Annotated in this window: 25 protein-coding genes; 16 read left to right on the top strand and 9 right to left on the bottom strand. The window is 38.2% G+C overall.

The genetic code is table 11. The features are described 5' to 3' along the window. The 5 genes from VMW81_08950 to VMW81_08930 form a co-directional block, all read left to right on the top strand. The coding region (locus VMW81_08950; GenBank protein ID HUU51069.1) for a hypothetical protein at positions 1-510 on the top strand (510 nt) is incomplete at its 5' end. A gap of 285 nt (positions 511-795) precedes the next feature. Beyond that, positions 796-966, top strand: a complete 171-nt coding sequence (locus VMW81_08945) for a hypothetical protein (protein HUU51068.1) — start codon at positions 796-798, stop codon at positions 964-966. Positions 967-1,038: 72 nt separating this feature from the next. Next, positions 1,039-2,355 carry a hypothetical protein gene (locus VMW81_08940; protein HUU51067.1) on the top strand — a complete coding sequence of 439 codons (1,317 nt, stop codon included), beginning with the start codon at positions 1,039-1,041 and terminating at the stop codon, positions 2,353-2,355. Between the two features lie 361 nt (positions 2,356-2,716). After that, the gene (locus tag VMW81_08935; GenBank protein HUU51066.1) at positions 2,717-3,067 is read left to right on the top strand and encodes a P-II family nitrogen regulator; all 351 of its coding nucleotides are present in this window, start codon (positions 2,717-2,719) and stop codon (positions 3,065-3,067) included. A 249-nt stretch (positions 3,068-3,316) separates the two neighbouring features. Further along, positions 3,317-3,880, top strand: a complete 564-nt coding sequence (locus VMW81_08930; protein HUU51065.1) for a YSC84-related protein — start codon at positions 3,317-3,319, stop codon at positions 3,878-3,880. A 156-nt stretch (positions 3,881-4,036) separates the two neighbouring features. Here the strand turns inward: VMW81_08930 and VMW81_08925 are convergent, their stop codons facing one another. From VMW81_08925 to VMW81_08885, 9 genes are all read right to left on the bottom strand, one after another. Further along, entirely contained in the window at positions 4,037-4,951 is a 915-nt protein-coding gene (locus VMW81_08925; protein ID HUU51064.1) for a TIM barrel protein, read from the bottom strand. A 53-nt stretch (positions 4,952-5,004) separates the two neighbouring features. Continuing rightward, positions 5,005-6,882, bottom strand: coding sequence for an aldehyde ferredoxin oxidoreductase family protein (locus VMW81_08920; protein HUU51063.1), 1,878 nt, complete (start codon positions 6,880-6,882; stop codon positions 5,005-5,007). A 3-nt stretch (positions 6,883-6,885) separates the two neighbouring features. Next, positions 6,886-7,173, bottom strand: a complete 288-nt coding sequence (locus tag VMW81_08915) for a MoaD/ThiS family protein (GenBank protein ID HUU51062.1) — start codon at positions 7,171-7,173, stop codon at positions 6,886-6,888. 14 nt (positions 7,174-7,187) lie between these two features. Continuing rightward, entirely contained in the window at positions 7,188-7,505 is a 318-nt protein-coding gene (locus VMW81_08910; GenBank protein ID HUU51061.1) for a hypothetical protein, read from the bottom strand. Positions 7,506-7,524: 19 nt separating this feature from the next. Next, complete coding sequence (locus VMW81_08905; GenBank protein HUU51060.1) at positions 7,525-8,502, bottom strand: D-glycerate dehydrogenase; 978 nt, start codon at positions 8,500-8,502, stop codon at positions 7,525-7,527. 117 nt (positions 8,503-8,619) lie between these two features. Beyond that, positions 8,620-9,513: a selenium metabolism-associated LysR family transcriptional regulator gene (locus tag VMW81_08900; protein ID HUU51059.1), complete on the bottom strand. Its 894-nt coding sequence runs from the start codon at positions 9,511-9,513 to the stop codon at positions 8,620-8,622. Between the two features lie 8 nt (positions 9,514-9,521). Next, positions 9,522-11,426 (bottom strand): selenocysteine-specific translation elongation factor, encoded by a 1,905-nt coding sequence (gene selB, locus VMW81_08895; GenBank protein HUU51058.1) that lies wholly within the window; start codon positions 11,424-11,426, stop codon positions 9,522-9,524. A gap of 3 nt (positions 11,427-11,429) precedes the next feature. Further along, the gene (gene selA, locus VMW81_08890; GenBank protein HUU51057.1) at positions 11,430-12,857 is read right to left on the bottom strand and encodes an L-seryl-tRNA(Sec) selenium transferase; all 1,428 of its coding nucleotides are present in this window, start codon (positions 12,855-12,857) and stop codon (positions 11,430-11,432) included. Between the two features lie 179 nt (positions 12,858-13,036). Beyond that, positions 13,037-13,393 carry a PilZ domain-containing protein gene (locus VMW81_08885; protein ID HUU51056.1) on the bottom strand — a complete coding sequence of 119 codons (357 nt, stop codon included), beginning with the start codon at positions 13,391-13,393 and terminating at the stop codon, positions 13,037-13,039. A gap of 248 nt (positions 13,394-13,641) precedes the next feature. Here VMW81_08885 and VMW81_08880 point away from each other — a divergent pair, with 248 nt between their 5' ends. The 11 genes from VMW81_08880 to VMW81_08830 all read left to right on the top strand — a co-directional run. Further along, complete coding sequence (locus VMW81_08880) at positions 13,642-14,355, top strand: segregation/condensation protein A (GenBank protein HUU51055.1); 714 nt, start codon at positions 13,642-13,644, stop codon at positions 14,353-14,355. Between the two features lie 18 nt (positions 14,356-14,373). After that, positions 14,374-14,961: an SMC-Scp complex subunit ScpB gene (gene scpB, locus VMW81_08875; GenBank protein ID HUU51054.1), complete on the top strand. Its 588-nt coding sequence runs from the start codon at positions 14,374-14,376 to the stop codon at positions 14,959-14,961. A gap of 152 nt (positions 14,962-15,113) precedes the next feature. Further along, positions 15,114-15,836, top strand: a complete 723-nt coding sequence (locus tag VMW81_08870; protein HUU51053.1) for a pseudouridine synthase — start codon at positions 15,114-15,116, stop codon at positions 15,834-15,836. An 81-nt stretch (positions 15,837-15,917) separates the two neighbouring features. Further along, positions 15,918-17,108 carry a hypothetical protein gene (locus tag VMW81_08865; protein HUU51052.1) on the top strand — a complete coding sequence of 397 codons (1,191 nt, stop codon included), beginning with the start codon at positions 15,918-15,920 and terminating at the stop codon, positions 17,106-17,108. A gap of 27 nt (positions 17,109-17,135) precedes the next feature. Next, on the top strand, positions 17,136-17,666 hold the full coding sequence (locus VMW81_08860) for a CDP-alcohol phosphatidyltransferase family protein (protein ID HUU51051.1): 531 nt from the start codon (positions 17,136-17,138) through the stop codon (positions 17,664-17,666). Positions 17,667-17,793: 127 nt separating this feature from the next. Beyond that, complete coding sequence (locus VMW81_08855) at positions 17,794-18,867, top strand: AI-2E family transporter (protein ID HUU51050.1); 1,074 nt, start codon at positions 17,794-17,796, stop codon at positions 18,865-18,867. A 68-nt stretch (positions 18,868-18,935) separates the two neighbouring features. Next, positions 18,936-19,754, top strand: coding sequence for an IclR family transcriptional regulator (locus tag VMW81_08850; GenBank protein HUU51049.1), 819 nt, complete (start codon positions 18,936-18,938; stop codon positions 19,752-19,754). Next, on the top strand, positions 19,738-20,109 hold the full coding sequence (locus VMW81_08845; protein HUU51048.1) for a cyclophilin-like fold protein: 372 nt from the start codon (positions 19,738-19,740) through the stop codon (positions 20,107-20,109). Before VMW81_08850 ends, VMW81_08845 begins: the two co-directional genes overlap by 17 nt. Positions 20,110-20,397: 288 nt before the next feature. After that, positions 20,398-22,107, top strand: coding sequence for a biosynthetic-type acetolactate synthase large subunit (ilvB, locus tag VMW81_08840; GenBank protein ID HUU51047.1), 1,710 nt, complete (start codon positions 20,398-20,400; stop codon positions 22,105-22,107). 164 nt (positions 22,108-22,271) lie between these two features. Beyond that, a complete protein-coding gene (gene garR / locus VMW81_08835; protein HUU51046.1) occupies positions 22,272-23,180 on the top strand; it encodes a 2-hydroxy-3-oxopropionate reductase in 909 nt (302 codons plus the stop codon). Between the two features lie 729 nt (positions 23,181-23,909). Beyond that, positions 23,910-24,662: Nramp family divalent metal transporter (locus VMW81_08830; protein HUU51045.1), on the top strand; the 753-nt coding region annotated here is incomplete at its 3' end.

Below are 24,662 nucleotides of genomic sequence, written 5' to 3'. Positions count from 1 at the left end.
TCTTATATAAAAATAAGTAATATGCCTAAAGAAATTTCTACTTTTTGGGAAATATCTCTTGGTTCGACCAAAGATGATGTAAAATCTATTAAAGGAGAGCCCTCTAAACAACTTAGTGGGCCTGGTTACTGGCTTTATGTTTCTGTGGATAAAAAAGATAAACGAAATAATTACCTTTATAGAATAGATTTTAAAGATGGCAAAGTTGTTTCCGTATCATATATGAATTATGGTTATTATTTTTGCGACTCTGACTCTTCCTGGTCTTTTTGGTGGATAACGACTCCAAGAAGTCTGCAGGGAATTAAAATAGGTGATAATTTAGAGAAAATTACTAAAAAATTTGGCAAACCTTCTCATATTTCTATTTCTGAAAACAAATTAGAAAGAATCTATTCTTTTTCGAAATATAAGCTATTCTTTGAATTGAAAAAGAATTGTGTATATGCTTTTGGAATTTATGATCCCCAATTTGGCCCACAAGAATTTAAGAAGGCCAAGAAAAAATAAAATATTAAGTAGTTGTGTTATAATGCATCCCAAAACATATATTTTCCAATGTCCTCTCTGCACTAAAAGTTTTTGAAAGAAGAGATATAGTCTAAAATCCCCACAAAGATAAATATGGAAATAAGTGTTTTGGAAGACTCGGATTATTAATAAGAATACTTAATAGTAATTTTTAGATTTTTGCTATTCTTCCTTGACAATAATCCTCTTCAGGTCTAATCTTAACAGTCTATCTTCCCGGTTCTGCATCTTTGATTAACTATTACCCTTTGGGAGGGGGGAAAAATGCAAGATCATACTTTTCTTACCAAAATATTTCCTAAAGAAATCCTGGTCGAAAGTCAAAGAAACAATCTTTGGACAGAGCGTATCAAAACAACAAATCATAAACAATTTCTGCTTCTTCCTCAACGTCCTCTAAGGAAGTTAGCAGAAATGCAGAAAGGGGGTGGGTAATTCCACGCTAATTTTTTCTGGTTTTTTTAAACCAGAGACTTAACCCTTAAACCATTTAGAAAGGAGGGAAAAATGTTTGGTTACATGAAGCATATCTTAATATTGAAAGGCGCCATTGCAGTCATTGCTATATTTGGGATTGTCTTTGTTATTGCAGCGCAGCCAGTCTCAGCAATTGAAATTAAGTTCCGCAGCTTTAGCGGTGCAGCAGCAATTGGGCCACCGGCAGATGACTACGGGGCAAAGTTGGAAAGCATAACCAAAACAACGCTCGGTAAAAAAGGAACGGTTAAATTCACCAAGATCTCACCCAGGCCAGCCGTCCCCAAGCAATTCAAGAAAAACATTGTTGCAGCTGTAGGTGCAGGCGCCTCGGGGGGCGGATTTGATGCAGCTTATATATCTGGATCGACTCTGAATAAAGCATGGGGTTTTATTTACAACTCAGGCGTCCCTTTTGGACCTAACTTCGATGAATTTCTAGGCTTTGTTTATGGCAAAAGCGTAGATAATGGGCGTCAAATTGGCTTAGATTTACTTCAGAGCACACTTGATAAGCGAAAGAAGAATGTAGTAGCCATTCCCATCGTTGGAAGCAGTCATCAAGGCTCTGGTTATTTTATGAAGCCTATCGGTGATACTGAGTCTATGTCTGGTATCGGCTTAAAAGGATTATGCCAGGAAAAGTGGACATTTCGCTATTTGCCGCCGGCTCAAGACGTTCTTGATTTGTCTTGTGATAATCTCGTTGCGAAAGGCGTAATTCCAAAGAAAAATATTAACTTTGTCACCGCAGTTGCCGGTGGGAAAATTATTAAAGAGATTATTGCTGGTAAAGTTCAAGCATTTGAATTTGCTACACCGCTGGACGATATGTCGGTTCTTTTTAGCCCAAAGGGCAACCCGGGAACTGTAGGAGCGAGATACTGGCACTTTCCTGGTTGGCACCAGCCGTTCTTAGTCACCTATATGATTGTTAATAAGAAGGTGTGGAACAAGCTCACTGAAGCGCAAAAAACGCTCGTTATGAGTGTGGGCCGCGACCATGTTGCATCTTCTTATGGAGAAAATCTCAGGCAGCAGGGCGGAAAATTGCAAGAGATTCTGAATGCTAATAAAAAAGATGCAGATAAAAAGAACGATATCGTACTCGTAAGATGGCCAGATAGCGATCTCAAGCTGTTAAAAGATGCGACCATTCAATTCCTCAATGCCCGAGCAGATGATCAAAAACTTAAGAAAGAGGATCGAGAAGATTATAAAGAAATTCTGAATGCCTTCAGGGAGTACGTCAGCAACAATAATGGTTATTGGAAAGTAAGGAATGTGCCAACCACGTTTCGTTTCTCAGACTGGCTCGACAAAGAGGGTAAAAAGAGTTGGGATTAAATCTTTGAATAACCTTCTGTTCTGGCCAGAGGTAAGATAGGTTGCTTCTGGCCAGAGCGAACTTCTTCTAAACACTAAATACGTGCTCTTTTTGTTTTTGGAGTCAATAAGGTCAATATTTTACCAATCATCTGGGAGTGGCTTTTTTAAAGCCAGGTTTTTCTTTTCTTTTTATTCCCCTCTTTAATCCCTTTAACCTTTTTTCTTATTGTTTTTAAAAGACAAAATCATTTATTTCCCTCTATCGTTCAAGATGGAACAATTATTGCCAATTAAAAGGAAGGATTAGTGTGTGCTTAAAAAAATAGTCTTCATTGTCTGGGTTTTATTAATCCAATTAAATAAAAAAAGGAGGTGAAAAATGAAAAAGATAGAAGCGATTATCAAACCCTTCAAATTAGATGATGTAAAAGATAAGCTTAATGAAATAGATGTAAAGGGAATGACTGTTAGCGAGGTAAAAGGCTTTGGTCGTCAAAAAGGTCAAGTGGTAGAAAGAAATACCGAATTGTATGAAAGATATGTCGTAGAATTTGTCCCCAAGTTAAAATTGGAAATTGTTATACCAGATAAATTAGTCGACCAGGTTGTAGAGGTAATTGTATCTAAGGCACAAACAGGTCAGATTGGGGATGGTAAGATATTTATAATTCCTATAGAAGATGCTGTAAGAATAAGAACAGAGGAAAAAGGCGAAGATGCCATTATTTGATGATTATGTAGATTTAGAAAAAAACAGGTTTAATTTTTGCTTTCTTCTTTGATATCTTTTTAAAATCCCTCACTCCTTCTACTCTGCCCAAAATGCCCCCCGATAGCCAAGCTCTACTCCACTCAAACGAATATATTTAATTGAGCTATCCTTCAATTAATTCTTAAAAAACTTGATATTGAACTATTTTTATTATATTTTTATTCAATAAGTAGATGTAAACATTGATAATTGTAAAAGGAGGGAAGCATGTACAAATATGTTCGATTTTTAGGTATTGCATTAATACTCATGGCATTAGTTGTACCCGCTTTGGGTTCACGGCAGGCACTCGCGGCCAAAGCCGCTGATATCGACCGCGACGTCGACTCTGCCCTACAGAAGCTCTACGCCAGCACTCCCGCGGCAAAGGAACTCTCCAAGGTGGCCAAGGGGATTCTCGTCTTTCCGAGTGTGGTCAAGGCTGGCTTTATTTTCGGTGGACAGTACGGCGTGGGAGCGCTCCGCAAGGGGGACAAGACGGTCGGCTACTACAACACGGTTGAGGCCTCTTACGGACTGCAGGCTGGTGCTCAGGCATTCGGCTACGCGTTGTTCTTCATGACCGACTCTGCGCTTGAGTATATCAAAAAGAGCTCTGGTTGGGAGATCGGCGTTGGACCGAGCATAGTCGTGGTGGACAAGGGCTTGGCCAGCTCGCTCACGACCACGACAGCCAAGTCTGACATCTATGCCTTCTTCTTCGACCAGAAGGGGTTGATGGGGGGGCTCGGCTTGAAAGGCTCCAAGATCACACAGATCACGCCGGACTAGTTGGCGAGTTCGAGACCCATCTCAACTCGACGGATCTTCACGATCGGGGGTTCTTTTTTGGTAACTTTGCTTTCGCACGCAAGAAAGTGATATTTATAAAAAAATAGGGGAAGAAAAGTTCTTCCCCTATTACTATTTAATTTGAAAGAATTAATTTTAAACCAGCGGCCATGCTGCCTTTAATGTCCTTTTAGCATTGGCAATCACCAGTTCTGATGTCTCTTCGCCCATGGGCATGACCTCAAAAGTCACTACAGGTCTCTTTCCCTCTCCCAGATATCCAATCTTGAATAATGCTTTCAGGAATGCAGCGAGTTGCGGAACGTCATTCTCACCACCTGGATACCCAAATCTTGGATGTTTGTCCCCGTATGCTACATCGCTGGTATCTCTATGGAGAGCGTTTCCAATATGGATATGAATCAGGTGGTCCTTTACAGTATCTAATGCCTTTTCCATATCTTCAAAAAGAATGGGAACATGGCTGAGATCCCACATAAGCCCAAAATCATAACCCTTATCTCTCATGGCTTTGGAGAGCTTAACAGCAATATCCGAGGGCCCAACCAGACATTTCTTATCAATTGTCTTATCAAAGGCCTCTAGGGTTATTCCTTCCAGCCCTTTGCTGTTGGCATAATCAGAGATCTGGCAGAGGGAATCGATGAGAAGCGCTAATCCTTTATCTCTATCTTTATCACCGGGGTCCTTTCCACTGAGGAGAGCAACCCTTTTTGCACCAAGCTCTACTGCTTCATCTACTGACTGTTTTGATCTGTCGATCGCTTTTTTCCTTACACCCTCATCCAGAGAATTGAGGTCATGCTGGCCGGTCAATAATCCTGGCTGACCGCCAAAACCTACCTCCATATGAGCTGTTTCTATAATGGCTCGAGCCTTTTTTCTTGTTTCGCTGTCCTTCATGATTCCAACTTCAATCACATCAAAGAAATCATCCTCAGCAATCTTCTGGATTGTCTCCAAGACAGGACCCTCTCCCTTTAGAGTGCCCGGAAAGGCCATAAAATGAACAATTCCCATTTTAAAATAATTAGACCAAGGTTCCTTCACAACAGCACCTCCTTTGATTTATAAATAAAATCTTTAATAAGAAAATAATAGAATTAGCCAGGATAAAGGTCCTTGGCAATAAAGTCCAAGCCGAGCTCTAAGAGCTTTTCCTTTGTTGGGATTCCGGTCTTCTTATCCCAGCCCCTAAATTCGAAATATTCGTCCTTCATCTTTTCAAGCATTTCAGGTGTAACAACCATTCCCTTTGAAGGTCCCTCAGGAATGGGTTCATGAGTGAATCTTTTTGGAAGGGTATCATCATCCCTCGTAAATCCTTCTCTGGCAGCAAATCCTCTTATGAGGTTCCATATCCTCTCCGCATGCTCGTTCGCATCATCAACATTGAGATGTCTTCCGGTAACGACATTCAGTGCTTCAACCGTATTCTCATTGAGTGCAATGGGTCCCCATACTGATTCACCGAAATGACAGAGGACCAGAGAATCGCAGAAAATCAGCCAATGATTCACCCCAGCAACATAGGGTCCTTTTCCTTCAGTCGTTTCCCTTGGCACCATCCCCGTTCTCTCGCCTGTGGGTCTGGAATCGTGATGGCTTCCGCCCCTATGCCCCACAGCATATCCCATGGCATGGCCGGGAAGCCCTCTTGCTGTATGACCCGCTATCTCGAGCCCCTTATTCGTAATACAAAATTCTTCCGAACCCTTTCTGATCTTTTCTGAAGCCCTTTTGCTTCCCTCACCGAGAAGCCAGCCTAAGCCTTCTTCTCTTTTCCCTATCTTTTCCAGCATCTCAAGCATGGCATCGGCATTTCCGAAGCGAAGGTCGATGCCTCCGGTATCCTCTTTGGTGATAATTCCCTTTTCATAGGCTTCCATCGCCCATGCGACGGTACATCCGCCGGACATGAGATCGATTCCATATTCGTCACAGATCTCATCGCCCTTAACAATAGCATCGAGGTTATCCACTCCGCACATCGAGCCCATGCCCCATACGGCCTCATAATCCGGCCCTTCTATCGTGGCTTTATAGGGACCGTCCTTTACTACGCTGAATTTTGTACAGTGGATGGGACAGGCAATACATGCCTTATCTTTCTTGACAACCCTCTCTCGCATGGTCTCGCCACAGATACCCTCTGCCCCTTCAAAAACCTCGGTCTGCCAGTTCCTTGTCCCCAATATCCCTAATTTATTAAAGGGAAGGATGCTTCCCGGACTTCCGTAATAGGCAAGTTGTTTTCCTGTGGTGGGATTGGAAACGAAGATTTCATTCATCTTTAAGGAATACTCGGCTATTTTTTTTGTATCAGGAACAGTGACCTCACCAGTCCCTCTTACTGCTATCGCTTTCAGGTTTTTGGAACCCATTACAGCTCCCGTACCGCCCCTACCAGAAGCCCTCATATCACAAAGAATAAGGGCATAACGGACACCGTTCTCTCCAGCAGGGCCGATGGTTGCAATATGAACCTCATCATCCCCCAGCTCTTTTCTTATCTCGGCGTGTGCTTCAAAGGTAAATTTGCCCCACAACTTTGAGGCATCCCTTATCTCCACCTTGTTATCATTTATCGATATATAAACAGGCTTTTCAGCCTTTCCCTCGACAATGAGGCCGTCATATCCAGCATATTTGAGTTCTGCGCCGATATGCCCGCCGTGGATACTGTTAAAGAAATTATTTGTTAACGGGGATTTGGTGCAGAAAACAGACCTTGATGCTGTGGGAACGATGGTTCCCTGGACAGGTCCTGTCATCAGGACGAGTTTGTTCTCCGGACTGAGTGGGTCTGTTTTGGGTTTCAGCTCTTCATATAAGAATCGAGCAGCTAAACCCACACCCCCTAGGAAATCCCTGGCCCAGTCTTCTTTTAAGGGTTCGGTGCTGATTTTACCGCTGGAAAGATTGACCCTTAAAATCTTTCCCTTATAACCACCATATTGAAACTTTCCATTATCTGACATAAATTATCCTCCAACAACAGGGAGAAGAATGGCTATCTCGTCCCCATCTTTGACCTTTGTGTCAAACTCATGAAGGGAACTGTAGGTCTTTCCGTTTAACATGACCAGAAAGGGCTCCATTTCTCCAGTTAATTTGTTCCAAATTTGGTCTTTAAAGTTACTTCCATACTGTTCAGCCATCTTTTCAAAGACATTCCTTAAAGTGTCATTATCACCGATTTCAACCTCTATCTCCTCTTTTCCCAGGGCGTCTTTTATCTCTGCAAAAGACTGAACCTTTACCTTAGCCATAAATTAATTTCTCCTTAGCTGGATACCTTTGTTAGCCATTCTTCAGCTATTTTAACGACCTCTTCCCTGGGAATGTCCCGTCTTTCAGACTTTTCTGCTTCCTTAAAGACAATGGCTTCTGTTACACAGTATTTGACACAGGTCGGGTCTCCAGAACAATAATTACAATCCATCTTTAAAACGGGAACGGGAATCTCTGGTAGTCCTATGAGATGCACCTTGATCTTTGCCTGGGTGGGATCGAATACCCCTTTATGGAACATGGAGCAGGCAAGTTCACACATCCGGCATCCCGTACATTTTGTCATATCAGTGATTACATGTTTTGCCACAATTTCCCCCTTTCAATATTTATTTTTTATAAATCTCTGGATTAACACAAGCTGGAGGAATCTCTTCCTTTAATGCAGCCACGCAGTTTTCAGCAGCCATGGTTCCCATCCTCGTCCTTGTCTTAATAGAGGCGCTGGCAATATGGGGGAGGACAACCACATTGTCCATATCTGCCAATTCAGGCTCCATAACCGGTTCTTTTTCGTAAACATCCAGTCCTGCCCCAGCTATTTCTTTATTTTTCAAGGCCTTTACCAGTGCTTTTTCATCTACTGTGGGTCCTCTCGATGTATTGATAAGAAAGGCAGTAGGTTTCATCATCTTCAGCTCATTTTCTCCAATGATATGCACGGTTTCAGGCATCAGAGGAACGTGGACAGAGACAAAATCAGACTCTTTGAGAAGGATTTCTTTGCTGACAAATGTGGCCTTTAATGCTTTTTCTTCTTCTTCCGGAGCCCTAAAGGCATCGTGATATAAAACCTTCATTTCAAAACCCAAGGCCCTTTTTGCCACGACCTTACCGATTCGGCCAAAACCTAAAATTCCAAGGGTTGCATGATGGACATCGCTTCCCCACCACTGCATGACTCCCCAGCCTTTCCATTTTCCACTTCTCATGTGTTTATCGGCCTCGGCAATTCTTCGCGCCACAGACATTATTAAAGACCAGGCCAGGTCGGCCGTGGTATCTGTTAAGACTCCAGGGGTATTGGTTACAGCAATTTTTCTCTCTGTAGCAGCGTTTACATCTATATTATCATATCCTACAGCAACATTAGAAATAACCTCGAGATTTGGAGCTGCATCCATCACCTCACCATTCATTATATCTGTTAGAAGACAGACAATGCCGTTCTTGTCCTTCAATCTCTTCTTGAGCTCTTCTGGTGGAAGGGGGTTTTCATCTTCGTTATAATCTACCTCAAAATTATTTCTTGCAATCTCAACAGCCTCTTTAGGTATCTTTTGTGAAATAAGTATTTTTTTACCCAATGTATTCCTCCTTTAATTTAAATTTATTTAAGATATACGAATAGTAAATATTAATTCTTTTTTAAATTTTAGTGGGTTAGCGAAAGATTGTATTATATTAATGACCGACTTAAATTGTCAAGATGATTTTGATAAAAAGTTGAAAAAAAGACTGCACAGAGGAGATAGCGTCTTTCCCTTTCTTCGGATGATATAAAAAACCCTTTTTATCTTTACCCCTCTTATTTTTACCTTTTTTAAGGTTCCTTTTATAAGTTCGTCTTCAACCGCTCTTTTAGAAATAAAAGAGACTCCCAGTCCGCATTTAACCCCCTGTTTTATAGCCTCGTTATTTTCCATCTCTGCAACAACGTTGAAATCATTTATATTGATATGATGTGACTGAAGCTCTTTCTCCATCGTAATTCGGGTCCCTGAACCCCTCTCCCTTGAAATGAAAGACTCCTTCTTTAAATTATTCAGAGAAATAGAATCCTTTTTTGTCCAATCATGGTTTTTTGAACAGATAAGAATAATCTCATCATCAAAGAATTTGTTATATTCGATCTTATTATTTTTAATCCTGGCACCTATCACACCAATTTCAATTGTCCCTTCTAAGACATTTTTAAAGGTTCCCTTCGAATCGGACAGTTTTAGGGTTATTGAGATTTCAGGATGCTTTTTATTAAATTGTTCTATGAGGCTTGGTAATATATAGACGCCTGGGATTGTGCTTCCGCCTATAAAGAGTTTTCCTTTGAAACGGCTCTTGAAATGCTCAAGGGCCTGTTCTGCCTCAGCCCTTAGCTTTAGTATCCTTTTTGAATAATTATACAAAAGGCTACCTGCCTTTGTTGGAAGGATCTCTTTTCCCAACCTATCTAAGAGTTTTATTCCAAGCCTCTTTTCTAATTCTATGATATGTCCGCTTATTGTTGGTTGGGTTAAGTAGAGTTCCTCTGCAGCCTTCGAGAAGCTTTTTAACTCAATGATCTTGGACAATATTTCCAAATCTCGACAATCTAACATATCCTCCTCTATAATTTACTCCTAAAAACTCTTTTGTCGCCTACCCTTAAAGTCAATTTCTTTGCATCAAAATATTCTAAAAGCGGTATGGCATGTTTTCTCGATATCCCTAATAGGTCTCTGAATTGGGCAGCGGTGATTTCTTTGTTTTTTTTAAGAAAATCTTTCAGCAAATCCTCTGCCTTCGACAAATTTTCTTTATGAAAAAATATTTGTTCCTTAATCTTAATTAAATGACCTTCCTCCAATAATAAAGAGACTAATTCCAAAAACCTTTTGTTATCTATGGAGAACTTATTGAATAAATCTTGAGGATTAGGGGGTTTGAAACCAGATAAGAGATATTCCTTTTCAATCTTTTTCTTTAGTTCTTCTTGGTCTTTTTCCAACCTTCTACTGAAAGATGAGAGTCGTATCTTGTCTTTTTCTAGTACGATGAGATTTTGAGACATCAGAAGATTTATCAGAAAAGAATAGGTCTTATCATTTATGAGGGACATCTTATTTCTTAATTCTTCTTTAGATATCCCCGGTCTTAAGGGAAACTTTTTATGAAAGGATTCTAATTCTTTTATTAGTGTATCCTTCAGTTTTAAAAGATTATCTTTATGGATAAAATGTTTATTATCTTCTGTATTAATAATCTGTTTGTTGATTAATATCTCGATAGATTCCTTTATTTTATTTTTTTCTAATGGGAGAATAAGATAGAGATTCTCAAGGCTCATTCCGTCCAAACCAGAATTAAAAACATGAAATTCAACAATATCCTCAAAGGATCCTTCCTTTAATCTCTTTAGCTTCTCAAGAGTCTTTGGGTCAAACCTTTTGTACTTTTTCGGGTTGGCATTTAATATCTCACCGCCTCCAACAGTAATCATCGGGGAATAGCTCCTGATAACATAATAGTCTCCTGAAAGAGCAACAACCGGCTTTTCAAGTTTTATCTGAACATAGGCTTCTTCTCCAGGTTTAAGCTCCTCTTTATCTAAAAGAATAATAACGGCCATGATTTCACCGCTTCCCAGATGAAAGCGAATCTTTTGTCGGTTCTTTAAGGGATGCGGGGAATCTGGAAGGAGAAAAAAGGTAGCATCGTAGAGAAGGGAGGACTTGAGTTGACCCACATGGGCCAGAACATCCCCTCTTTTAATATCAGTTTTATCAACACCTTGTATATTAATGGCGCTTCTCTGACCTGCTATAGCCTCTAAGCTTGATTGATTATGAATCTGTATTCCCCTTATCTTTCCCTGAATGCCCTTTGGAAGCACTTCGATTTTATCCTCTACATTTACTTTGCCTGATACAACGGTTCCTGTGATAACCGTACCAAATCCTTTCATCGTAAATACCCTGTCTATAGGAAGCCTGAAAGGACCGTCTGTTTTTTTTGCTTCAATTTCATTGGCCAATTCCTCTATCTTGATTTTTAATTCTGGAATTCCTTCGCCAGTTAAGGAAGATACAGGGATGATGGGTCTGCCTTCTAAAAGAGTTCCTTTTAAAAAAGATGCGACATCTTCCTTCATCAGTTGAAGCCATTCATTATCTATTAGGTCAGTTTTTGTCAATGCAACGAGGCCGCTTTTTATCTTGAGAAGCTGACATATTGCCAGATGTTCTCTGGTTTGAGGCATAACTCCTTCATCAGCAGCTATAACTAATAGGACAAGATCAATCCCTCCGGCCCCGGCCAGCATGTTTTTTACGAACCTTTCATGCCCTGGGACATCAATGATACCGATATTGACCCTATTGCTTGACTTCATAAAGGCAAATCCTAGGTCTATAGTAATGCCCCTCTCTTTTTCTTCTTTCAATCTGTCTGTATCAATTCCAGTAAGGGCCTTTATCAGTTCGGTCTTGCCATGGTCAATATGTCCGGCAGTACCAAGAATGATCTGTTTCATCTTTTACCCTTGAAGGGATTTAAGGCCAATAAATGCATTAACAATATCTTGGAAGTCTGTTTCATCTATGGTTCTCAGATCAAATAAGAATTGATCTTTATAGATTCTTCCAAGAATCGATGGATGGTAAGACCTGAAATATTGCTCCACAAAATCTACGGATAGGGTCTTTGGCTTCAAGGAAAGAACTCTTGTTGGAAGTTTCTGGAGGGGAAGTGCTCCACCACCGACCTCAGACGTGTTCTCCTGTATTTCTAAATCAAAAATGGCTGATGTTTCTGTATTTTCCATCTCTCTAAGGAGCTTTTCAGCCTTTCTCTCTAGTTCCGTTATAGGCATTGTCAGCATCCTTAATGTTGGAATATTCTGAATGGCCTTTTCCTCATCCAGATAGAGCTTAAGGGTGGCTTCCATCCCAGCCAGTGTCATTTTATCTATCCTCACTGTCCTGTGAAGGGGATTCTTTTTGATAGCATTAATATATGATTCTTTTCCTATAATAATCCCTGCCTGAGGCCCGCCCAGAAGTTTATCCCCACTAAAGGTAACGACGTCAGCACCCTTTTTGATTGACTCTTGGGCTGTTGGTTCTCCCTCTAAACCATATTTTCGTATGTCGATAAGATTACCACTTCCTAAATCCTCCATCACAGGAATGTTGTGTTTTCTTCCCAATGCGACAAGTTCTTCAAGGGGAACCTCTTTTGTAAAGCCCATCATCTTAAAATTGCTCTTGTGAACCTTGAAAATCAGGCCGGTATTTTTATTGATGGCTGCTGCATAATCATCAAGATGGGTCTTATTGGTTGTCCCTATTTCCCTTAATATGGCACTGGTTTTCCTCATGATATCTGGAATCCTGAAGGAGCCACCTATCTCTACCAGCTCTCCTCTTGAGACGATGACCTCTTTTCCAGAAGAGAGGGTATCGAGAGAGACAAGAACAGCCGCAGCATTATTATTCACAACTAAGGCAGACTCTGCCCCAGTTATTTCTTTAACAATATCAACGATATTATCGTTTCTTGAACCTCTCTTTCCAAGCTTAAGATCATATTCGAGATTTGAATAGGAACCGGCTATGGTTGAGATGTGGCTGATAACTTCTTGAGAGAGAACGGACCTTCCGATGTTCGTATGAATGATGACGCCGGTGGCATTAATAACCTTCTTTAAGCAATATTGGCTCGATTCCTTAATATCTGTGAGGGTCATCTTAAGTAGGGTTTCCATAGAGAGATCAATTTTATCAAAGCTGTTGTCGCTATCCTCCTTCAGAATCTCCATTCTTTTTCCTTCAATTACCCTTTTAATTGAATCAACAACAAGGCGTCTGGGGTAACTCTTAGATGTTTCTTTTATCTCTTCCTGTTGGAGGATTTCTTCCACGGAGGGAAGATTTCTCAATAATTTTTGTTTTTTATCTTCCATATCTTTTCTCTTAATTTTTATTGCTTTATAACATACAACTTATTGAAAAGCAAAATATTTAGAGGAAGAAGAAAGGAATGAAGAATTCATTATAGAACTGTTTATTAAAAAAAGACAAAAAAAATATATGGGGATTTAAAGATAGAGAGGTATTAATTTAGAATTTATATCCTCTCTATTTATTTGATGTTTTCATTCCAAGACTTCATCACTTTTATGTAGTTTTCTATTAGGAATTTTTGATAATAATCTATATCTTTAAATTCTATAGCAATATGGAACTCGTTACTATTTTTCTGTTCGCAGCTTAGGACTATCCCTGAGATACCTTTTAGGGAACCATGACTTGGTAACAAAAGAGCGAAATAAATTATTGAGCCTATAATATATGGTTTTTGAGAAATAAATTTTGCTCCTAAAGGAGAAATATCATAGATTTTTCCTCTAAGTTCTGGTTCTGTTTGTACATTTTTTGGATAGATATCAATTGAAGTACATTCTAAAACTGTTCTTGGTGCTCGACGTTTTTCCTTCATCCTTTTATAAAATCACTTATAAATTAAAAAAATTGGATATTTTATATTATCGGCAATCCCTAGTTAAACCTTTAATGTGATTTAAGGAGCAAAGTTTATAAAGAGTTATTAATCAATAACCTTAATCCTGAAAAAAAAATGACCAGCCAGTCACTTTTATTATTTGGCCAATAACATCAAAATTCCGTTGACAATAGGTTATATTTTTTATAATCATGGAGGCTAAATTTATTGATGAGGGATATTCTGTGGATTATAAGGTTAAGTTAGAGATTTTTGAAGGCCCATTAGACCTGTTGTTACATCTTATCAAGAAGAATGAGCTTGATATATATAATATACCCATAGCATTGATAACAGAGCAGTATATAGAGTATCTCGATCTAATGAAGGCTCTTAATCTTGATATTGCAGGAGAGTTTCTTGTTGTGGCATCTACACTCACCCTGATAAAATCGGAGATGCTTCTTCCTTCTCCTGAAGTAGAGGAGGAAGAGGAAGGGGAAGATCCAAGAGCGGAACTCGTGGAGAGACTTTTGGAATATAAGAGGTTTAAAGAATTGGCATTAGAGCTAAAAGAGAAAGAGCTAGCTGAAAGAGAAATCTTTACCAAGGGTGGGGTTTTAGATGTAGATTCAGCAAGAAAGGATCAGGATATCTGGATTGATGCGTCCATATTTGACCTCCTAAATGCTCTAAAGGGCCTTTTGGAGACGCTATCAGAAGATGAAACCAAGGAGATCTTCATTGATGAAATAACAGTCTCTGAAAAGATAAATTTTATTATGGAGAGACTTGAGGGGGAGGATTTCTTAAGTTTTGAGTCGTTATTTTCTCATTTTGGAAACAAGATAGAAGTCATTGTTACTTTTTTGGCCTTATTGGAGTTAATGAAACTAAGGATGGTTACTGTTCAGCAGATAAGTCCATTTGGAACAATAAGAATCTATCAGGCTGTTTAGTTTGAGAGGGGGAGAATATTGGATACAAGGGAGATGAAGGGGATTATAGAGACTTTATTATTTGTTTCCGAGAAGCCTTTGACGATAGAGAGGGTTGTTGAGGTTATCAATAAGGCTGTAGGAAGGGATGTGATCAGGTCTTTATTTAACGAATTAATCATGGAGTATAGAGGTTGTGCTCTTCAGATAAGGGAGGTTGCGGAAGGATATCAGTTATGCACCCGATCTGAGTATAGTGAGTGGATTAGAGATTTTTTAAAGATTGAGAGGCGCTCAAAACTTTCTCGGGCTTCTTTAGAGACTCTTGCGATTATAGCTTATAAGCAGCCGATTACGAGAATGGAGGTTGAGGATATTCGGAAGGTAGAGATAAGTGGCATATTGAAGGGTCTTTTAGAGAAGAGGTTGATCAGGATTGTGGGTCGGAAGAAGGTTTTAGGGAGGCCGATGATGTATGGGACAACGAGGGAGTTTTTGGAGTATTTTGGATTGAAAGAGCTCTCGGATTTACCCCGGAGAGAAGAGTTTTTATCTATGTATGATAAGGGTTCTGCTAAAAAAGAAGAAGAGAAAGAAGCAGAACTCTTTGACAATAATTCCCATTGATTATCCCTAAAAATAGAATTTTCAACAGAGAGTGACTTAGAGATTTATTTTACTCTTACTCGCTTTGTATTTCTTAAAATAGAAAAAAGCACCCTGCTTTTATCTGAATAATATTTTTTTAGGTTTTGCTTTCAGAAAAAATATTTTATCTCATTATGCGTGTTCAAAAGTTTCTTTCCGAAGTTGGTATCGTTTCAAGGAGAAAAGCAGAGAAATTAATTTTAGAGGGAAGAGTAACTATAAATGGAGAAATTGTCAGGGAATTATGGAAGCAGATTGACCCTGAAAAGGATTGTATAAAGCTGGATAATAAAATTATAAAGAGAAAACAAAAGAAGATTTATATTCTTCTTTTTAAGCCTAAGGGGTATGTTACTACTCTTAAGGATGAAAAGGGGAGACCTACTGTTGGTGATCTCTTAAAGGACATTAAGTTTCGTGTATTCCCTGTAGGCAGGTTAGATTATAATACTGAAGGACTGCTCATTTTAACAAATGATGGTGATATGGCACAAATAATGAGCCATCCAAGATATGGCCTTAAAAAGACTTATATGGCAAAAGTATCCGGTATTTTAAATGAGAAAGCCATTAACACATTAAAGAAGGGTGTAAAATTAAGCGAGGGGAAAACAAGGCCGGCAAATGTAAAGGTGATCAAAACCTTAAAGAATAGTTGTTGGTTAGAGATAACGATTAAGGAAGGTAAAAAAAGGCAGATAAGAAGAATGTTTGAGATGATTGGACATCCTGTAAGAAAACTGAAAAGAACAAAGATAGGTTTTTTGAAGCTCGAAGGCCTTCTCCCTGGAGAATATAGATATCTTTCATCATCTGAAATAGAATTATTAAAAAAAGAAATCCAAAAAGCATAAAGACAGTGACTTTAAATTAGATTGACATCATTTCCTATTTTTGATAATTCTAAAAAACTAAATCAATTAAGGAGATATTGATTGTTTAATTTGAGATCGACTTTTTATCTATTTTTTTTATTGCTTATAATTTTTGTTTTTATTTCTCCTCAATCAAGTGATGCCCAAGTCGAATCGGTCTTTTCTAATATAATTTCTATCGGGAGAGGGGTTATTATTGATGAAAATCAAGCAAATGCAAGAAACGAAGCTATCAATAATGCGATGAGAATTGCAATAGAGCATGCTGTTAATCTCATCATTGATTCTGAAAGGATAGCTAATAATTATGAACTGTTGAAGGAAGAAATCTTTGAAAAGAGTATGAGATATATACAGAGTTATAAAATTTTTTATGAAAGCCCTGATATTTCTCTCAATATATACGAGGTCGGCCTACAGGTGATGGTTCCTATGGGAAATTTAAAAAGCGATCTTATTGCTATAGGTATTATAGAGAAGAGAAAACATAGACCAAGAATGATGGTGGTTGTAGAAGAGGAAACGGATATTCAATCAAAAGGGAACGGTGAGAAACCAACAATGTCAGAAATCGCTCTGATTCAAAATTTTAGTGAAAGTGGATTTGACCTTGTGGATCAGGTGGCTATTAGGAAGGGTCTTAAAAGAGAACAAATTGTACAAGCAGTAGCAGGAAATAATAGGGCTGCCGCTGCTATGGGCCTTCAGTTTGGAGCGGATATCATTATTTTAGGAAAGGCTGTTGTAAAAGAGAGAGTGAAATCCGGCATAGATACTTATCAAAAGTTTGTTCAAGCGAATATCTCCGCTAGGGCTTTGGATGTAAACACCGGTTCCATAATCTCAATAGGGAGTGAGTATACTATATCTTCAATAGAAGAGAGGACGGATACGGATATATACTCCCAACTTATTAAAGAGACATGCAGAAAGCTCTCGAGATATTTTGTTGATAAATTCAATATTATTTCTCCAGAAAAAAGAGATGAATTCGCCAAGATTTATTTAACAATTGAGAATATAAATGTTTCTCAATTATCTGTATTGAGAAATATATTAAAAAATGAAGTTCCTGGCATCTTAAGTTTTTTGCAAAAGAGCTATATTACTAAGGTAGCCCAAATAGAAGTCGAGTTTGCTGGGGATATAGAGTCTTTGATAAATGAGATTGTTGTAAAGAACTATGGAACTTTTCAAATAAAGATATCAAGCTTCATAGAGAATAAAATACATCTCCAAGTCATTTTATAGATATTTGTTTTGAGTGAGAGAGATTTTATGAATTTAGCGAATAGGATTACAATTATCAGGATTATTGTAATACCTTTTTTTATAACCCTTCTTATTTATGGATATCTGATTCTTGCATTAATACTCTTTTGTCTTATGGGTCTAACGGATGGGGTTGATGGATTTATTGCGAGAATCAAAGGGCAGAAGACTGAATTAGGAACATTTCTTGACCCTTTAGCTGATAAACTCCTTTTAACTACCTCCTTTATCACTCTGTCAATCGTTGGAGAAATTCCTGTTTGGATAACTATTTTAGTTGTAAGCAGAGATGTGATCATTGTCATAGGTGCATTAGTGACTCATATCCTTACTGATAACCTTGTAGTATCTCCCAGTATATTAGGGAAAGCGACAACCTTTGTTCAGATTCTAACCATATCTCTCGTACTATTATTCTATGTCCTGCATAAATCATCGCCGATTCTTACAATTCTATTCTTGACAACTGCTTTTTTTACAGTAGCTTCAGGTATAGGTTATATCTATCGTGAAGTGAAGATAATGAATGGTGAATAAAAAATTTTTGTTGTAAAAAAAGGCGAAGACAGCAGATTTTCGTAAGAGATAATTAAATGACAAGACATTTTTGGTGAATTTATTAAAAAACACAGAGGGTAAAAACAGAGGGTAAAAAAGGAATGAAATGATTATACAGAACAATTTAAAAAAATCACTTATACTAACAATTTCTATAGCTGCTGTTCTTTATTTCATATTTATTTCTCGTGATATACTCATGCCTTTTGTTATTGCAATGTTATTGGCCTATATTTTAGACCCTCTTGTTGATCGATTACAGAAGTTTAAGATTCCAAGAATAATGGCAATTATATTACTGACAATCGTACTGGTTTCCCTACTCGCCCTCTTTAGTATTATTGTTTTTCCTTTGATCAAGATTCAGGTCGATTCTCTTATAGAAGATATGCCTTTATACATTGAAAGAACAAAGAAGATGATTATACCCATCCTTGATCGCATAGCGGCAAAACATAGCGATAAGGTTCAGCTCATCATTGAAGAAGGTATGAAAAGGCTTAGTACATTTCCTTTAAGAATTTTAGATGCAATAACTTCTTTTATTTTTAATGCTCTATCAACATTTGTAAATATAGTAATAGTAGCTATCAATCTTTTGATAATCCCTGTAGCAACATTTTATTTATTAAAAGATTTTGATCGAATAAAAGAAAAGATTAAAGAATATCTCCCTCCTTCATCCAAAGAGTCAATTGTAGAAAAAATAAGAGAAATTGATACGATTCTTGGAGCCTTTATAAAAGGGCAACTCACTGTTTGCCTTATTTTAGCCGTATTGTATAGCATGGGGTTATACATAATAAATATTCCTATGGGCGTTTTGATAGGTATTGTGGCTGGTTTTGCTAATATCATTCCTTATTTAGGGCTTGTAGTAGGCATTGTTCCTGCTCTTTTTTTGGCATTCTTACAGTTTAAAGATTTCGAGCATATCATAGGGGTTATTCTAGTTTTTGGGATTGTTCAGTTTTTTGAAGGAAATTTTATAACTCCAAGGATAGTAGGAAATAAGGTTGGATTGCATCCTGTAGTTATCATGATTGCTATATTAGTCGGCGCTAAATTTTTCGGTTTTATCGGGATTTTATTAGCTGTTCCTATTGCTGCTATATTAAAGGTCTTTATAAGTTCAGGATTAGTTAAATATAAAAATTCCAGCCTTTTTAACCAGACATAAAAAACTTTTTTGGGTTTTAAATATTATGCTATAGTATCAAAAAATAGCAAATAAGAGGCTCTAAGAATATGAATGACTCGAGATCTTCCTCTGGATATGACATTCAATCAGTAGTAAGGGCATTAAAGGTATTAGAATTATTTACTGCTGAAGTACCATCCTTGGGATTGAAAGAGATAACACAAAGGGTTGGTTTATCGAAACCAACCGTATTTAGAATATTAAGCACTCTTAAGAGAATGGATTACATTGAACAAGATCCCAGTTCAGGCAAGTATATGTTGGGGCTTAAGGTGTTTGAAATAGGGAGTGCTTGTATTAATAAGATGAGTCTTAGGTCTTTTGCCATGCCTTTGCTTCAAGAACTGGTCGATAAATGTAAAGAGACGGTTCATCTTGCAATATTGGATAGAGGAGAGATCATCGATATCGATAAAATAGATGGTACTCAGACAATAAGAATGATGTCTGCTGTTGGAAAGAGAGCGCCTGCCCATTGTACATCAGTAGGCAAAGCCATCCTATCTCATAAATCACCTAAAGAATTAGATAATGTTCTATCAAATATTAAAATGGTCAAATTAACTAAGAATTCAATTATAGACAAAAAAGAACTCAAAAAAGAACTACAGCAGATAAAAAGACAGGGATATGCAATTGATAATGAAGAGTTGGAAATAGGCCTTAAGTGCGTTGGAGTTCCTATATTTGATTATCATGGAGATACAGTTGGGGGTATTAGCGTATCAGGGCCATCAACCAGATTTACAAACGTAAGATTAAGAAATGAATTAGTACCACTTGTTGTGAAGACTGCTGAGAAGATATCTCGCAGGCTGGGCTTTAAAAGTAACTTTTATGGAGGAGGATATGGTGAAAAAGATTAAATTGAATATTGGTGGCAACGAATTTCAGGGAGAGTTAAATGAGACAAAGACAGCGGAAGCGGTTTGGGAAAAGTTACCCATAAAAGCAAGCGGTAATCGTTGGGGAGACGAAATATATTTTTCTATTCCTGTAAAGATGGGATCAGAAAACCCAAAAGAGGTAGTTGAAAAAGGAGACTTAGCCTATTGGCCTCCAGGAAATGCGTTTTGTATCTTTTGGGGACCTACACCTGCAAGTGTGGGAGATGAATGCAGACCTGCAAGCCCCGTCAACGTATTCGGCAGGATTTTGGGAGACCTCTCAGCATTAAATGATATCAAATCCACAGAGGTAACAATAGAAAAAGAAGAGTAACTCAAACCAATCTTCTTTTATTTATATCCATAACTTTCAAGATGTTATCTATATAATAAAAAATTGTATAATGTATTAAATATTTTTAATAAAAAATACTTGACAAATAAAACAATAGTGGTATGATAATCAGACCATTGAGATGAAATACTGTTTCACAATGTGAAATACCTTTTATCCCGAAATATTTTTTGAGCAGGGATTAAAATTTAGATTATATAAAATGAAACAAAGTTTCATAATATGAACCATCATATTGTAGTAATTCTCTTTTAGGAGGGAAGAATTATGGCAAAAATGCTCGTTACAGACGCTATTGTAAAAATCCTGGAGGATGAAGGTATAGAAGTTGCCTTTGGGATTCCAGGGGCTGCAATTAATCCTCTTTACAAATCTTTGAGTCAATCAAAAAAGATAAGGCATTTTATTTCCCGGCATGAAGAAGGGGCTTGTCATTCAGCAGATGGGTATGCCAGAGTTGCTGATAAGGTGGGATTGTGCCTTGCAACTTCTGGACCTGGAGCTACCAATTTTGTAACGGGGCTCTATACTGCTAAAGTTGATTCTATTCCAATTGTTGCTATTACGGGGCAGAATGTAAGAGCTTTGTTAGGAAAAGAGGCCTTCCAAGCAGTAGATATTGCTGAAATTGTTAAGCCAATAACTAAAAAAAGCTATTGCATTACTGAGGCAAGCAGAGTTCCTGTTCTCTTTAGAGAGGCTTTTAGAATTGCAAGAGAAGGAAGACCAGGTCCTGTTCTCATTGATCTTCCTATGGATCTTCAGAGAGAAGAGATTGAATATGACCCTGATGCTGATCACCCCTTGGAGTTCTCTAAACCAGGCCCAAGAATGAAATCAATAGAAAAAACCATTGATATGATTCTTGAAGCTAAAGCCCCTATAATCTTGGCAGGTGGAGGAGTGGTCATTGCAAATGCCACCAAAGAGTTTCTAGAATTTGCAGAGTATATGTCTATTCCTGTGGTTACAACCTACCAGGCAAAAGGTGGTATTCCAGCAGACCATCCTTATTATGCAGGCAATGTAGGCATTCAGATTAATACCCTCCTTGGAAACAAAACATTCTTGGAGTCTGATCTGGTTCTGGGCATAGGCTGTCGCTTTGTTGACAGGCATACAGGTGACCTTTCTGTTTATACCAAGGGAAGGAAATTTATTCATGTTGACATTGATCCCAACCAAATTGGAAAGATTGTACCTGTAGAATTAGGTATTGTCAGTGATGCGAAATTGGCCCTAGAAGCCATGCTCAAGACAGCCAAAGAAAAGACCCCTCAGAGACCTCCCAATGGAAGGGTTAAAGATATAGCCTTATTGAAAAAAGAGATGGCACGAAAGATGGATTATGACGATATACCGATTAAGCCCCCGAGGGTATATAAAGAAATAAACGAGTTTTTTGATAAAGATACTATTTTTACCTCGGGATGCGGTCTGAATCAGATATGGTCAGGTCAGTTTCAGGATGTATACAAACCAAGAAGGTATATCATGTGTGGTTGTGCAGGAACTTTAGGTTTTGACATCCCAGCAGCAATCGGAGCAAAACTAGCAAGTCCGGAGAGTACTGCAGTAGCTGTTATGGGTGATGGTGGTTTCGGATTTTTATGTTCTGAGTTAGCTGTGGCATCTCAATACGATATCCCAATAATAGTAGTTGTGATCAATAATGGATACCTGAGTCTTATCAGGCAACATCAAAAGTATGCCCTTGATTTTGAATATCAGGTGGATCTGAGATATAAAGAGCATTTAATCGATATAGTAAAGGTTTCAGAGGGGTTTGGTTGCTATGCAGAAAGGGTGAATAAGCCAGATGAGATTAAAAATGCTTTTCAAAGAGCGGTTGATTCAGGGAGACCTTCAGTTATCGATATCATGGTAGAAAGGACTGCAGATGCAGCTATGGGTCTTTCCATTGATGCTATAAAGGAATTTGAACCTATTCCAGCTAAGCCTAAACAAAATGTTTAAAGTAAGATAATAGTGGAACTCCCCCCATTTCTTTTCATTCATTTCTTCTAAAAACCATATCTCAGCATGAAAAATTTTATTGTCTCAAAATATTCATTGGAAAATAGAAAGAAGATTTAGTATAAATTTCTTAAGATAACTTTAACAAAAGGAGAAAAAGAGCTATGAAAAAAATAGGTTTTATTGGATTAGGGATTATGGGAAAACCCATGGCAAGGAATCTTATGAAGAAGGGGTACAGTCTTGTTGTTTACAATAGAAGTAAAGAACCCATTGAGGAATTAGTAAATGATGGGGCCAAAGCTGCTTTATCGCCAAAAGAGGTTGCAGAAAAATCAGAAATTATTATAACCATGCTTCCCGATTCACCAGAAGTGGCAGAGGTAATTTTAGGAAGAAATGGTCTCTTGGAGGGTGCAAGGAAAGGGGCTATCATAATAGATATGAGTTCAATTTCACCGGTCATTACTAAGAAGATCTATAAAGAGGTATCTAAAAAGGGTGTAAAAATGATTGATGCGCCGGTCAGTGGGGGAGAAACCGGGGCTATTGAAGGGGCCCTTGCTATTATGGTTGGCGGTGAAAAAAAGGTCTTTGAAGACTGCTTAGGGATCTTTAAGGTTTTAGGAAAGAGCATTGTCCATGTGGGTGATATAGGGGCTGGAGGATTTGTAAAATTGGCAAATCAAATTATCGTGGCCCTGAATATGGAGGCCATGTCAGAAGCCCTTGTATTGGGAGTAAAGGCTGGGGTTGATCCGAAGTTATTATACGAAGCAATCAAAGGAGGGCTGGCTGGGAGCAGGGTGTTGGATGCAAAAGTTCCGAACATCTTAGAGAGAAGGTTCAAAGCTGGGTTTAAGATTAGACTCCATATAAAAGATCTGAAAAATGCACTGAATAGTGCAAAAGAGCTGGGGGTTTCCCTTCCTTTAACTAGCTTAGTTCATGAAATGTTTCAAGCATTAAATAGAGAGGGAAAAGGAGAAGAAGACCATTCAGCGATCATCAAATTTATTGAAGGACTCGCAAAGGTTGAGGTGAAAGGAGAGAGGGAGTCAATCTCTTCTTGATATCTTTTAATTATCTATTTAAAATATTTTTAGATTATCGAAAGTAAATAGTCTGAAATTGATTGAGAATAATAGGGTGAGTAATTATAATCAAGATTTCATTGTTTATTCAAAAGCTGAAAGGAAATCTCTTTAAAAAGGAAAGTTATCGGAAATTTTAGAAATAGCCTGGAAGTTTAAAACCTTCTTGGATTAAACTAAGTATAACAGCTAGAACTATTCCGAATGCTGCAATTGATAACAAAATAATGATCACTCTTTTCATTCCTTACCTCTCTTAGGGACTAAAATACTTTTTTAAAAAAAATTCTTGTCCTTATATAATAAATCTCGATCATTGTCAATGTTTTTTTGTCAATGTTTTTTTTGTCAATGTTTTTCTCCCAATTTTTTTAATAAAAAAGCTTGACATTTTATTAGGTTAATAGTTAAATCTCAGTTAAAGTATCTTGAGAAGATTATTTTTCTTCGTTTCTTATCGGAAAATCGGACAGGAGAGAAGATTTTCTGCTGACGTCTCATCTGACATACTGCTCAATATCAAGAATTGCCACCAAAATTTCAGGATGCTTAATCACAGACGGGATTTTTCAGAAAAAAAGAGAAAAGAATTTTTCTATAAATTGTTCCATTCTTATCTTATTTTTTGGGCAAGAAGAAAATCTTATCTAAGAAGGGAGGTGGCTATTTAACTCATCTCAAAATAAATTATGAAAGGAGGAAAAGCGTATGGCTGATGAAGGTGTCTCAAGAAAGGGTGAGGAAGTCTGGACCATTCCAAAAGGTGGAATGGACTCTTTGGGTGTAAAGGATCTGCCTGCAATTCCATTAGGGAAAATGGTTATGCTGGGGCCGAGTATTATCGTTTTAGGTATTGCCCTTGGTGGCGGCGAGCTCATCATGTGGCCGAGGCTTACTGCACAATATGGGGCCGGGTTGATGTGGCTGGCTATTTTAGGGGTTTCACTACAGTGGTTTATAAATGTTGAGCTTGGCCGTTATACCCTTGCAACAGGTGAATCCTTCTTTACAGGCTGTTCGAGAGCGTGGAAGGGCTTTGGTTGGTTTTGGTTTGCCTCAGCCATTCTTATCTATATGTGGCCTGGCTGGGCTGCAACAGGTGCAACAGCATTAGATGTATTATTAGGGGGAACAGGTGCCAACTGGAGATGGTGGGCTGAATTTACTCTTGTGCTCACAGCCGTAATCCTCCTGGGTGGTCCTGTTGTCTACAATTCAGTGGAAAAGGTATCGATGTTTTTTATGGGGGCTACGGCTGTTATTCTTGTAATCACAATTTCTTTGGTTGTTACTCCTGCTGGGGTAAAGACTATGGCAAAGGGTATTTTATTTAATGCTGGTGGAGATTGGTGGCTGCCACCAGGAATAAATCTTTTTGCCCTGTTTGGTGCGGTTATCTACGCAGGGGCTGGAAGCTTAGGAAACCTTGCCTATACCTTTGCTGTTCAACAAAAGCAGTGG

The sequence above is a fragment of the Nitrospinota bacterium genome (assembly GCA_035528715.1).
GTDB lineage: Bacteria > JADFOP01 > JADFOP01 > DATKYB01 > DATKYB01 > DATKYB01.
This window is presented reverse-complemented; position numbering and strand designations above follow the sequence as displayed.

Bases quoted from the DNA above. Each gene is read 5' to 3' on its own strand.
- VMW81_08945 (HUU51068.1), top strand. From the start codon at position 796: ATGCAAGATCATACTTTTCTTACCAAAATATTTCCTAAAGAAATCCTG.
- VMW81_08900 (HUU51059.1), bottom strand. From the start codon at position 9,513: ATGTTAGATTGTCGAGATTTGGAAATATTGTCCAAGATCATTGAGTTA.
- VMW81_08940 (HUU51067.1), top strand. From the start codon at position 1,039: ATGTTTGGTTACATGAAGCATATCTTAATATTGAAAGGCGCCATTGCA.
- VMW81_08845 (HUU51048.1), top strand. From the start codon at position 19,738: ATGGTGAAAAAGATTAAATTGAATATTGGTGGCAACGAATTTCAGGGA.
- VMW81_08885 (HUU51056.1), bottom strand. From the start codon at position 13,393: ATGAAGGAAAAACGTCGAGCACCAAGAACAGTTTTAGAATGTACTTCA.
- VMW81_08935 (HUU51066.1), top strand. From the start codon at position 2,717: ATGAAAAAGATAGAAGCGATTATCAAACCCTTCAAATTAGATGATGTA.
- VMW81_08850 (HUU51049.1), top strand. From the start codon at position 18,936: ATGAATGACTCGAGATCTTCCTCTGGATATGACATTCAATCAGTAGTA.
- ilvB (HUU51047.1), top strand. From the start codon at position 20,398: ATGGCAAAAATGCTCGTTACAGACGCTATTGTAAAAATCCTGGAGGAT.
- VMW81_08920 (HUU51063.1), bottom strand. From the start codon at position 6,882: ATGTCAGATAATGGAAAGTTTCAATATGGTGGTTATAAGGGAAAGATT.
- garR (HUU51046.1), top strand. From the start codon at position 22,272: ATGAAAAAAATAGGTTTTATTGGATTAGGGATTATGGGAAAACCCATG.
- VMW81_08930 (HUU51065.1), top strand. From the start codon at position 3,317: ATGTACAAATATGTTCGATTTTTAGGTATTGCATTAATACTCATGGCA.
- selA (HUU51057.1), bottom strand. From the start codon at position 12,857: ATGGAAGATAAAAAACAAAAATTATTGAGAAATCTTCCCTCCGTGGAA.
- VMW81_08915 (HUU51062.1), bottom strand. From the start codon at position 7,173: ATGGCTAAGGTAAAGGTTCAGTCTTTTGCAGAGATAAAAGACGCCCTG.
- VMW81_08860 (HUU51051.1), top strand. From the start codon at position 17,136: ATGAATTTAGCGAATAGGATTACAATTATCAGGATTATTGTAATACCT.
- VMW81_08855 (HUU51050.1), top strand. From the start codon at position 17,794: ATGATTATACAGAACAATTTAAAAAAATCACTTATACTAACAATTTCT.
- selB (HUU51058.1), bottom strand. From the start codon at position 11,426: ATGAAACAGATCATTCTTGGTACTGCCGGACATATTGACCATGGCAAG.